The sequence below is a fragment of the Polaribacter sp. 11A2H genome, from assembly GCF_011379025.1.
GTDB lineage: Bacteria > Bacteroidota > Bacteroidia > Flavobacteriales > Flavobacteriaceae > Polaribacter.
The window spans coordinates 258,471-270,874 of sequence record NZ_WTLD01000006.1 but is presented as its reverse complement, the minus strand read 5'-3'; the positions used below and the strand labels follow the sequence as shown (position 1 = coordinate 270,874).

Here is a 12,404-nt window from a genome sequence, read left to right as displayed (position 1 = left end):
ATATTTGCAAAATAAATGAAAAAACTTATTATAGTATCAGGATATTTTAATCCAATTCACAAAGGACACCTTGAGTATTTTAACAATGCAAAGGCTTTAGCAGATGAATTAATTGTAATTGTAAATAGTGATTTACAACGAGGTTTAAAAGGTTCTAAAGAATTTCAAAAAGAAGAAGAACGCTTGTTTATTGTGCAGAACATTAAATCTGTAGATAAAGCAATGATTTCGGTAGATAAAGACAGAACTGTTTGTGCCTCTATACGTGCTATTCATGAAAAGTATGGAAAAGAGTATCAAATAGGTTTTGCTAATGGAGGAGATCAAGATAATAATTCTATCCCAGAGGCACCAGTTTGTAATGAATTAAATGTTGATTTGATTGATGGTCTAGGAGATAAAATACAGTCATCATCTTGGTTGTTGAAAAATAATTAGAAAAAAAAACACTTATTTTAAGTGTTTTTTTATGACAATTTCTTAGATAAAATAGAATATTAAAAAATAAAAAGAATTATGAATATTGCTGTTATAGGTTCTGGTTATGTAGGCTTAGTTTCTGGTACTTGTTTCGCAGAAATGGGTAACAAAGTAACTTGTGTAGATATCGATCAAAAGAAAATTCAAAAGTTAGAAGAAGGTATTATTCCTATTTTTGAACCTGGTTTAGAACAAATGGTTTTAAAAAATGTAAAAAATAACAATTTACTTTTTACAACGAATCTAGGAGAAGCTATTAGTGATGCCGAAATTGTTTTTATTGCTGTTGGTACGCCAATGGGCGATGATGGTTCTGCAGATTTGCAATATGTTTTAGCCGTTGCAAAGTCTATTGGAGAAACTATGAATAAAAGATTGATTGTAGTAGACAAATCTACTGTGCCAATTGGTACAGCAGACAAAGTAAAAGCAACTATTCAGGCCGAATTAGATAAAAGAGCAGTAGATGTTGAGTTTAGTGTAGTTTCTAATCCAGAGTTTTTAAAAGAAGGAGCTGCTATAGACGATTTTATGAAGCCTGATAGAGTAGTTATCGGTGCAGATTCTGAGTATGCTTTTGATTTAATGAAGCAATTGTACTCTCCTTTCTTTAGAACGCATGACCGTTTTATAACCATGGATATTCGTTCTGCAGAAATGACAAAATACGCTGCAAATACCATGTTAGCCACAAAAATTTCATTTATGAATGAGATTGCAAATATTTGTGAAAGAGTAGGCGCAGATGCAAATATGGTACGTATCGGTATTGGTTCAGACAAACGTATTGGCTATAGTTTTATTTATCCTGGTGCAGGTTATGGAGGTTCATGTTTTCCTAAAGATGTAAAAGCTTTAAAAAAAATAGCCGAAGAAAATGGCTATAAAGCAAATTTAATTGAGTCTGTAGAGAATGTAAATGATGCTCAGAAATTAGTCATTGCAAATAAGATTGTAAAACGTTTTGGAGAAGATTTATCAGGAATGACTTTCGGTTTATGGGGTTTAGCTTTTAAACCAGGTACAGATGATATGAGAGAAGCTCCAGCAATTTATATTGTAAAAGAATTAGAAAAAAGAGGCGCAAAAGTAAAAGCTTATGACCCAAAAGCAATTGAGGAGTCAAAAGAGTTTTATTTAAAAGACGCTAAAAATATAACGTATTGTACTTCTAAATACGAAGTTTTATTAGGTTCGGATGCCTTAATTTTGTTAACAGAATGGAAAGAATTTAGATCTCCAGATTTTGTAGAAATTAAGCAACAATTAAAGAATCCTATTATTTTTGATGGTAGAAATCAATACAATGCTTTCAATTTAGAAGAAAAAGGATTTGAGTATTTTCAAATAGGGAAATAAATACCGATGTTCGATTACCGATGTTTGTTTACCGATGTTCGATATTCGTTTACCGCTTAAACGAACAACGAACAACGAACAACGAGACATCAGATAAGAAAAAAAAGATGAAAAAAGATACTAAAATTTATATTGCAGGTCATAGAGGTATGGTTGGTTCTGCAGTATGGAGAACTTTAGAGAAAAAAGGATATACAAACTTAATTGGGAAAACCAGTAAAGAGTTAGACTTAAAAAATCAAGAAGCAGTTCTTAATTTTTATGAAAAGGAGAAACCAGAAGTAGTTATCGATGCTGCTGCAAAAGTTGGTGGTATTTTAGCAAATAACGATTTTCCTTATCAATTTTTGATGGAAAACATGCAGATTCAAAATAATTTAATTGATACTGCATTAAAAGCAGGGATCGAGAAATTTATTTTTTTAGGTAGTTCTTGTATTTATCCAAAGTTAGCTCCACAACCTCTAAAGGAAGAATATTTGTTAACAGATTCTTTAGAGCCAACAAATGAATGGTATGCAATTGCAAAAATAACAGGTGTAAAAGCTTGTCAAGCAATAAGAAAACAATTTCAAAAAGACTATGTAAGTTTAATGCCAACAAACCTATATGGTACACATGATAATTTTGATTTAAAATCATCACACGTATTACCAGCGATGATTCGTAAGTTTCATGAAGCTAAAAACAATAACAATTCAGATGTTATGCTATGGGGTAGTGGTACACCAATGCGAGAATTTTTATTCGTAGACGATATGGCAGAAGCGGTAGTGTATGCTTTAGAAAACGAATTGCCAGAATACTTATACAATATAGGGACAGGTGAAGACTTAACGATTAAAGAATTGGCAGAAACAATTCAACAAGTTGTTGGGCATGAGGGAACTATAGTTTGGGATGCAGATAAACCAGATGGAACGCCAAGAAAACTAATGGACATTTCTAAAATGCACAACTTAGGTTGGAAACATCAAATTGATTTAAAACAAGGAATTGAAAAAACCTATAAATGGTTTTTAGAAAATATAGAAAATTTTAAAGAAGTCAAGCTTTAAAAATCGTTTGCCGTTTATCGTCCAACGAGTAACGAAAATCGTCTGTCGTTTACCGTTTACCGTCCATCGAGTAACGAACAACGAAACACGAAACACGAACAACGAAAATCGTCCATCGAGTAACGAACAACGAAACACGAACAACGAAACACGAACAACGAACAACGAAACACGAACCACGAATAACGAAAAACGAACATGAAAGTAGCATTAATTACAGGAATTACAGGACAAGATGGCTCATATTTAGCAGAATTATTGCTAGAAAAAGGATATGAAGTACATGGTATTAAAAGAAGATCATCTTTGTTTAATACGAACAGAATAGATCATTTATATCAAGACCCACACGATCCAAATCAAAGATTAAAATTGCATTATGGAGATTTAACAGATGCGATGAATTTAACGCGTATTATTCAAGAATGTCAACCAGATGAAATTTATAATTTAGGAGCAATGTCTCACGTTGCCGTTTCTTTTGATACTCCAGAGTACGTTGGTAATGTTGATGGATTAGGGACTTTACGTATTTTAGAAGCAGTAAGAATTTTAGGGTTAGAAAAGAAAACTAGAATTTATCAAGCTTCCACTTCAGAATTATATGGTGGGATGCCAGAGAATAAAAACGAAAAAGGTTTTTATGATGAAAACTCTCCATTTTACCCTCGTTCTCCTTATGGAGTTGCTAAAATTTATGGTTTCTGGATTACTAAAAACTATCGTGAAGCGTATGACATGTTTGCGTGTAATGGTATTTTATTTAACCATGAGTCTCCAAGAAGAGGGGAAACTTTTGTAACTAGAAAAATTACACGTGCGGTAGCAAAAATAGCATTGGGTTTACAAGAAAAAGTGTTTCTAGGTAATTTAGAAGCAAAACGTGATTGGGGACATGCAAAAGATTATGTTCGCATGATGTGGATGATCTTACAAGCGGATACACCAGAAGATTGGGTAATTGCTACAGGAGTTACTACAACAGTTAGAGATTTTGTTCGTTTGGCTTTTAGTGAAGTTGGTATCGAGGTAGAGTTTAAAGGTGAAGGAGTGGAAGAAAAAGCGTATGTTGTAGCATGCAACCATAAAGATTTTCAAATAGAAATAGGGAAAGAAGTGTTGTCGGTAGATCCTTCTTATTTCCGTCCTACAGAAGTAGATTTGTTAATTGGAGATCCTTCTAAGGCAAAGAATGAATTAGGTTGGGTGCCAGAACATGACTTAGCTTCTTTAGTAAAAGACATGATGCAAGGTGATGTTGCAATCATGAAAAAAGATGTTGTCTTATTGAAGGCTGGTCATGAAATTTTGAAACAAGCTGAGTAGTATTTTATAACAAAAAGATAAAAACAATAAAAAAGATAAATATTTAGTAATAAGTAATTATCTTTTTTATTGTTTTGAAAAAAATAACTCAATTTTCAGAAAAAAATAGCTTTTAAAATGAACTTATGTTAAAATATAAAAATTTAAATTTAGTTTATATTATAATTAGTTTAATCTTGCTATTGTTTTACGGTCATCAAATAATATCTGCAATTAATGAATCTGATGAATACAATCAACCTATCTTTAGGCTAATTTTAGTTTTTTTATGGGTTCTTAACTTAATTGTTATAGTTGTTAATTTTAGATATGTTATAAATCTTTACTCTCCAATAGCAACTGTTTTTAAAGGATTGTTTTTCTTTTTGTTAATAGTATTTTTATTTTTAGCAGACCCTAAACAAACTATAGGTACAAACATTTTTAAGTCTTTGGCACTTTTATTACCTCCCTTAACTTTTTTAGGTTTTTATGGTGTTTTTAGAAAATCTAATTTTAATAAACTTTTACCACGCCTTTTTATACCAATTTTTTTAGCGTTAGTATACGTGTATTATACCCAATATAGTGTTCTTATAGCTTCTTTAGATATAGAAAACAAAGCCTATAATTCTTCATACGTACCTTTATTTGTACTTCCTATAATTTTATGTTTAGAAAAAAAATGGTTAAGAACTGGAGCAATTGTGTTAGTTGCCATAGTAATTCTTTCTTCAAATAAAAGAGGTGGTTTTGTGGGGTTTAGTTTAGCTATGATTCTTTATTTTATTATAACCGGTGCCATTTCTACCAAAAGGGTATCTATGATAAAAAAAATGGCAATAGTTTTTATTCTATTATTTGGTATATGGAAGATATATGATTTTATAGAGAGCTCTAGTGATAACTTTTTTTTATACAGGTTAGAAAAACTTCAGGAAGATGGAGGTTCGGGAAGAGTTGATATATACATGCAAGTATTAAACGGAATAGTAGATTCTAATTTTGTTGAGCTTTTATTAGGGCATGGGGATAACCAAGTAGCATACCTAACAAGAGAAGGGTATTCTTCTCATAACGATTTTTTAGAGGTATTATACTGTTATGGAATATTGGTCTTTTTTATTTATTTAATGCTTCATTATTTACTTATAAAAAAAGCTTTATTTTTATTTAAAAGTAAAAATAAGTTTGCTGGACCTATGTCTGTTTCAGTTGTTATATTTTTTATTTTTTCAATGATTAGTCATGTTATTATATATCAATATTTTATTTTTCTTGTTATATTCTGGGCTATGGTAATAGGCACTACAGATAGAGTTCAAATTAATGAAAATAGAAACAGAAGATTAAATAGCTTCACAAAATAAATTTTTAATTATTCCTCCAAAAATGAAATTAACCGGAAATAAAAGAATAGCAACCAATACAATTGCCCTGTATCTTAAAATGGTATATTCAATTTTAGTTGCTCTTTTTACCACTAGAATTGTACTTTCTGCATTAGGAGTAGATGATTATGGGATTTATACTTTAGTTGCTGGAGTAATATCTTTGTTAACTTTTTTAAATGTTTCTATGGCTATAGCTACACAAAGATTTATGTCTATTGCTATGGGACAAAAAAATCTAGATAAATTAAAAGACGTTTTTCAAACAAGTGTTACACTGCATTTATGGATTGGTGTTATAGTTGTTGTGTCTTTAGAAATATTTGGACTTTTCTTGTTTGATGGTCTCTTAAATATTGCTGAAGATAGAATTTATTCCGCTAAAATTATTTACCAATTTATGATATTTAGTACTTTTTTCACTATTAATGCGGTGCCTTATGATGCTGCAATTAATGCAAATGAAGATATGTGGGTAGATAGTATTATTGGTTTTATAGAAACTACTCTAAAATTGTTTATTGCCTTTTATTTACTAAATACGAGTTTCGATAAATTAATAGTTTATTCTTTATTAACCACAGTGGTATTAATACTTTCTCGTATTGTTAAAAGTGTATATTGTAAAAGAAAGTATGAAGAATGCAAACATGCTATACATAGTTTAAAAAGTGGTAATAAAATAGTAATGAAAGAAATGGCGGGCTTTGCAGGTTGGAATACTTTTGGAGCGCTAGTTTTTGTAGGGAGAAATCAGTTAATAGCTATTGTATTAAATGTTTTTTATGGTACAGTAATAAATGCAGCTTTTGGAGTCGCAAATCAAGTAAATGCACAAATTTCTAGTTTTGCTATGACACTCCTTAAAGCTATAAACCCACAAATTACAAAAAGTGAAGGAGAAGGTAATAGAATACGAATGCTACAAATGGCAGATTATTCTACTAAATTTTCATTTTTTATTTTTTCACTACTATTAGTTCCGTTGTTTTTAGAAATGGATTTTATTCTTGGCTTATGGCTAAAGGTTGTTCCTGAAAATGCAGTTGTTTTTTGTCAATTAATGCTTGTAGCTTCATTAATTAAGCAACTTTCTAATGGGGTAATGTTAAGTATGCAATCTATTGGTAAATTAAAAATTTATACAATTACAATAAATGTTATTTATATGCTTAATATTCCAATAGCTATATTATTATTAAGTTTAAAATTTGAACCTTATTTTGTTATTATTAGTATGATAGTTATTGAGTTTATAGCCTTACTAGCTCGTTCAATTATAGCTAGTAAATTTATTTCAGATTTCAATTTAAAAGTATATGTTTTAAATATTATTTGTAAACAACTTATAATTTTTAGTTTGGTATTATTATTAGCATATTTGCCAAGTTTAAAATTATCAGAATCTTTTTTTAGGTTAATTTCTACAAGTTTAATTTCAACGAGTTCTTTATTTGTATTGTTTTATTTCATAATCTTGAATAAAAATGAAAGAAATAAAATTGAAAACGTATTTAAAAGTAAATTATTAAAAAAATAATATTTATGAAAAAGAAATTACATTTAACTTATATTACTTGGAAATCTTCGTTAAGATGGTTTTGGGTAGGAGTAATTATACCAAAAATTCTCTCTAGAAGATTAAGATTAATTTTTTTAAGATTAATGGGTGCTGATATAGGTAAAATCTCTATGTTTTCAGGGTTTGAAATTAGAAATCCAAAAGATTTATCTATTAAAGACGGTTGTTCTATAGGACCTAAAGTAGTTCTAGATGCAAGAAAAGGTTTAAAGATAGAGAGAAACGTTACAATAGCTAGAGAAGTTATGATTTGGACATTACACCATGATTATAATGATATAAATTTTAAAACCATAGGAGATGAAGTTGTTATAGGAGAGTATTCTTGGATTTGTTCTAGAGCTATTATTTTACCAGGAGTTAAAATAGGAAAATATGCAGTTGTTGCATCAGGTTCGGTAGTAACTAAAGATGTAGCTGATTTTGATATAGTTGGAGGAATTCCTGCTAAAGTAATTGGAAAAAGAGAAAAGAAAGATTACATATATACACCATATTATAAATTACATATAGTTTAAAAGACATTAAAAATAAAATAAATGAATATAGGAATATTAACTTATAACGGAGTGTTTAATTTTGGAGCTAATCTGCAAGCTATATCAACAGCTAGTCATTTAAAAAAACAAGGTTTTAATCCTATTTTTATCAATTGGTCTCCAACAGAATTAGATGATTTATACGCACATTCTGTATCAGAAGAACAAAAAAATGCACACCGTGTAATGAAGTTAGATTACATGAATGAAAGTGATATTTGTAGAACAGATGATGATGTAATTAATGTAATAGAAAGTAATAATATAGAGGGTATTATTGTAGGTAGTGATGCTGTTTTACAACATTTTGAAATACCTTTAAAGACAAAACTTAAAGGGCTTATTAAACCTGCAGCTATTTATAAAAGATATACAAGAGACCGTATGTTTCCTAACCCTTTTTGGGGTAGTTTTTATAAAAAACTAAAAAAAGAAATACCAATTGTAATTATGTCAGGTTCTTCTCAGAATGCTAATTATAGTATTTTTAACCAGAAGACTATGACAAAAATGACAGAAAATTTAAAAAATTACTCATACATTTCTGTTAGAGATAGTTGGACGAGTAATATGATTGCACATATTACAAAAAATAAAATAAAGCCTGTAGTAACACCAGATCCGGTATTTGGTTTTAACCATAATGTACCAGAAGTATTAAAGAATTCTAGTAAAATTCTGGCAAGATTTAATTTACCGGAAAAATACTTATTAGTTTCATTTAAAAAGAAAATTAAAGGTATAGATGAACAATGGATGGCTAATTTAGAAAAAGAAGCTAAAGCAAGAGGTTATGAACTTTTTGCACTACCATTACCAGAAAAATTAATTTCTTATGGAGTTACAAAATCTATAGATTTACCAATAAGCCCTATAGAGTGGTATACTTTAATTGCAAATAGTGTAGGTTATATTGGTCAAAATATGCATCCTATTGTAGTTTCTTTACACAATGCAAATCCTTTTTTTAGTTTTGATTATTATGGTTTAAGTAGTGATATTGATAAAACAGATTCATCTAGTAAAATATCTCATATACTTAAAACAGCAGGTTTTTCAGATTATAGAATATCATCTGTAGGTAAAGAAGTATCTATAACACCTAACCATGTCTTAGATAAAATAGAAAGTTTTGATAAAGAAAAATGTAAACAATTTAGCGATAAATATTTAAAACAGTATTTAGCTATGATGAACGAAATTTTACCGCATTTTTCTAAATAACGATAAGTTTATGAGAGTTCTCTATTTTACATACCCTTGGTTTTTAGATTTTTCTATAGAATATATAAAAGAATTAAGTAAAAAGACAGCATTACATGTTGTAGTACTTTGTCCAGAAAATAGAACTTCATCAACTATTTTTAAATTAGAAGAAAAAGTACCATACAGAAAAAATAAATTCTATAATTTAGAAGATCTTCAAGGTAATCTTAATAATATAGATGTTTACAAAGAGTATACTAAAGATTGTGCTTCTTTTTGTTTTTCTTTTGGACCAGAAAAATGGTTAAGTAAAGATTCTATTTCTTATAATTATCAGATATATAAATATATTAATAAATTAAAGATTGATGTTATACACTTCGATGATTTAAGTATAGATTTATTATGGATGTCTTGGTTTATTAGAAATAAAAAAATGGTAGTTAATGTCCATGATCCCATAGCACATTCTGGAGAAGTAAATAGAAGAAGAGATATTATAAGAAAAGTTTATTATCCTATAGTTAATAAGTTTATTACTTATTCTAAGTATTCTAATAAAGCTTTTTTTAATAGTTATGGTTTAAATAGTGAAATATTGTCTTTAACACCTTATAAATTTTACAAAAATTACACCACACAAAAACCAGATTTAGAGAAGTATATTCTTTTTTTTGGTAGAGTTTCTGAGTATAAAGGGATTGAAGATTTAATACTAGCTTTTACAAAAATTAGAAAAAAGTATAAAGTAAGTTTAGTTATAGCAGGTAGTAACGTTTATAATTATTCGATACCAGAAAAATATCTAAATTTAGAGGGTATTGTTATCTATAATAGGTTTATAGAAAACGAAGAGATGGCTTCGTTAATTAAAAACTGTAGTTTTGTAGTATGTCCTTACAAAGATGCTACACAGAGTGGTGTAGTTATGACTTCTTTTGCTTTTGAAAAACAAGTGGTTACTTCTAAAGTTGGAGGCTTATTTGAGCCTATTAATAAGTATAACGGTAAGGTGTATAATAGAGCAGAAATAGGGGCGTTAGAAAAGGCTTTAGAAGAGTTGTTAGATGAAAAAGTGAAACCAGTTCATTTGGTTAATGATTCTAATAAAGCTTTATACAATGTTGAAAAATTAAATTTAATTTATAAGAATTTATAATATAAGTTCTTTAAAAACAAAACAATAATGAAATCCCTTTTTATTTTCACCAAGTTATATCCCTATGGAAAAGCAGAAGCTTTTTTAGAATCGGAGATTATTCAATTAAGTAAGGTTTTTAAAAAAATAGTAGTATTTCCTGCTTTTGAGAATGAATATTTAAGAACATTTCCAGATAATGTATCGGTTGATAATAGTTTTATTATCAATAAAAAACAAAGAATAATTTGCATGTTAATTGCTTTTATAAACGGCGTTTTTTTTAGAACTATCTGGGATCATGTTTCTAAAATTAAATCGATAAGAGATATAAAAAATATAGTACGTTATGCTACCTATGAAGTTTATTACGTTAAAGCGTATAAAAAAGCAAATTTAGATTTTTCAAACGGTATTGTATATTCTTATTGGTTTGGTCACTTTGTAAATTCTTTACAAAGAGTAAAATCTAAACTCAATATAAATTGCGATATTATTACTAGAGCCCATAGATGGGATATTTATGAGGAAGAGCATGGGGTGTTTCCGTATAGACAAAAAAGTATCGATTTGTTAAAGGTATTATATTCTATTTCTACGGATGGTAAAACATATTTAGAAGATAGGTATGGGAATAAAAATAAAATAAAAGTAGCAAGGTTAGGGGTATATGATAAATTTGAAATTTCTAAAAAAAGTAGTAAAGATAAATTAAGTGTAATAAGTGTTTCACAAGTAACACATAGAAAAAGAATCTTTTTGCTTTTAGAATCTTTAATTGCCTATGCTTCTAAAAACACAGGTATTACTGTAGAATGGGTTCACTTTGGTACAGGTATAGAAATGGATCATTTAATAGCACAAGTAAAAGAATTAGACATTGCAAATCTAAAAATAGATTTAAGAGGGTATGTTTTAAACACAGAAATTTACACTTTTTATAAAACAAATGCTATAGATACTTTTGTAAACCTATCAGAATCAGAAGGAGTACCCGTTTCTATTATGGAAGCGCAATCTTTTGGTATACCTGTTATAGCAACAAATGTTGGTGGTACAGGAGAAATTGTAAATAACAATGTAGGTGTTTTATTAAGTGATTCACCTACCAAGCAAGAAGTTTGTAGTGCTATTGAAATTGTTGTTAAAAAAGATTTTGATAGAAAACAGATTAAACAGGCTTGGAATGAAATTTCTAATGCTGAAATAAATTATACAGAATTCACACAAGAATTAATTAACTTATAAGATATGAAAATTTATTTTTTAGTAGCAACACAACACGATAACTTAGGCGATTTGTTAATAAACAAAATGTTAATAGACGAAGTTAGTAAATACGGAACTGTTTATGTAGATGCTGCAGGTGTACCAGCTAACTTTAAAGAAGCGCTTATATCTAAAAAAGGTGTTAAAGACTTCGAAAAAGAATACGGAGGGTCTTTAAAAAGAATGTCTGGTTATAAGTTACTATCTAAAGTAAAAGCAGAATTTGGTTATTATTTTAAGAGCCCTGGACCTTCAGGTGGTTTTGGGTATGACTATAAAAGCTTAATTAGAACGGCAGTAATGGCATATCAGTTCAATTATTTATCTAAAGGTAATATGAAATTAAACTTAGTTGGTAATGATATCGTTTTACTTACGAAACTAGACAGTTGGTTTCAAAAGAATACCAATAAATGTTTTAGAAATTACTTGGTAAGATCTAAAGAAAATAGAGATCAATTATTAGCTTTGGGCTATAAAAACGCTAGTTTTATACCAGATGTAGCTTTTTTATATGACAACTCATTAGATGTAAAAGTAAAAAAAGAAAAAGTATGTATTTCTTTTAGAGATTTAAAAAGTGAGAAATACCAACTTAAAATTATAGATATATTAACTAAAGCAATACCTTATTATAAGGAGCAAGGATTAATTGTAGAATTTAGTTTTCAGGTAGGGTCTGATTATGAGTTTAATAAGTTTTTATACGAAAAATTTAAATCAGAAAATGTTTTCTTTAGAAAAGATTGTTTAAAATACAACGAAATTCCGTATTATAACAGCGCAAAGTATGTGTTAACAAATCGTTTACATGTTATGATATTGGGTATGGTGCATCAAGCGGTTCCTGTATTAATCTTAAATGATGACCATAAAACATCTAAAATAAATAGAATTTTATCAGACAATAATATAGATAATTTAATAGTAAATTCTTTTGAAGAAATAACGGTTATAGATAAAGAATTTAATACTATAGCTCTTAAAGTTCAAAACATACATACTCATAATAATGAATTGGTTATAAATAAAATTAAAAATTTATTTGTAGATTAAAGAACTCTTCTTTTAAAGTGT

The 12,404-nt window shown here is 28.5% G+C and carries 11 protein-coding genes; all 11 read left to right on the top strand.

The annotated features are described in order from the left end of the window. Nucleotides 1-15: 15 nt before the first annotated feature. The gene (locus GQS58_RS10165) at nucleotides 16-438 is read left to right on the top strand and encodes an adenylyltransferase/cytidyltransferase family protein (protein WP_166385477.1); all 423 of its coding nucleotides are present in this window, start codon (nucleotides 16-18) and stop codon (nucleotides 436-438) included. Nucleotides 439-516: 78 nt separating this feature from the next. After that, nucleotides 517-1,839 (top strand): UDP-glucose dehydrogenase family protein, encoded by a 1,323-nt coding sequence (locus GQS58_RS10160; protein WP_166385475.1) that lies wholly within the window; start codon nucleotides 517-519, stop codon nucleotides 1,837-1,839. A 107-nt stretch (nucleotides 1,840-1,946) separates the two neighbouring features. Beyond that, nucleotides 1,947-2,897: a GDP-L-fucose synthase family protein gene (locus GQS58_RS10155; protein ID WP_166385473.1), complete on the top strand. Its 951-nt coding sequence runs from the start codon at nucleotides 1,947-1,949 to the stop codon at nucleotides 2,895-2,897. 198 nt (nucleotides 2,898-3,095) lie between these two features. Beyond that, a complete protein-coding gene (gmd, locus tag GQS58_RS10150) occupies nucleotides 3,096-4,223 on the top strand; it encodes a GDP-mannose 4,6-dehydratase (RefSeq protein WP_166385472.1) in 1,128 nt (375 codons plus the stop codon). A gap of 125 nt (nucleotides 4,224-4,348) precedes the next feature. After that, the gene (locus GQS58_RS10145; RefSeq protein WP_166385470.1) at nucleotides 4,349-5,572 is read left to right on the top strand and encodes an O-antigen ligase family protein; all 1,224 of its coding nucleotides are present in this window, start codon (nucleotides 4,349-4,351) and stop codon (nucleotides 5,570-5,572) included. Between the two features lie 22 nt (nucleotides 5,573-5,594). Next, complete coding sequence (locus GQS58_RS10140; RefSeq protein WP_166385468.1) at nucleotides 5,595-7,133, top strand: MATE family efflux transporter; 1,539 nt, start codon at nucleotides 5,595-5,597, stop codon at nucleotides 7,131-7,133. Nucleotides 7,134-7,138: 5 nt separating this feature from the next. Beyond that, nucleotides 7,139-7,693, top strand: a complete 555-nt coding sequence (locus GQS58_RS17345; RefSeq protein WP_166385466.1) for an acyltransferase — start codon at nucleotides 7,139-7,141, stop codon at nucleotides 7,691-7,693. A 21-nt stretch (nucleotides 7,694-7,714) separates the two neighbouring features. Next, on the top strand, nucleotides 7,715-8,938 hold the full coding sequence (locus GQS58_RS10130) for a polysaccharide pyruvyl transferase family protein (protein ID WP_166385464.1): 1,224 nt from the start codon (nucleotides 7,715-7,717) through the stop codon (nucleotides 8,936-8,938). A gap of 10 nt (nucleotides 8,939-8,948) precedes the next feature. Continuing rightward, nucleotides 8,949-10,079: a glycosyltransferase gene (locus tag GQS58_RS10125; RefSeq protein ID WP_166385462.1), complete on the top strand. Its 1,131-nt coding sequence runs from the start codon at nucleotides 8,949-8,951 to the stop codon at nucleotides 10,077-10,079. Nucleotides 10,080-10,106: 27 nt separating this feature from the next. Next, nucleotides 10,107-11,306 (top strand): glycosyltransferase, encoded by a 1,200-nt coding sequence (locus GQS58_RS10120; RefSeq protein WP_166385460.1) that lies wholly within the window; start codon nucleotides 10,107-10,109, stop codon nucleotides 11,304-11,306. A gap of 3 nt (nucleotides 11,307-11,309) precedes the next feature. Further along, nucleotides 11,310-12,383: a polysaccharide pyruvyl transferase family protein gene (locus tag GQS58_RS10115; protein WP_166385458.1), complete on the top strand. Its 1,074-nt coding sequence runs from the start codon at nucleotides 11,310-11,312 to the stop codon at nucleotides 12,381-12,383. The last annotated feature ends 21 nt before the right edge of the window (nucleotides 12,384-12,404 follow it).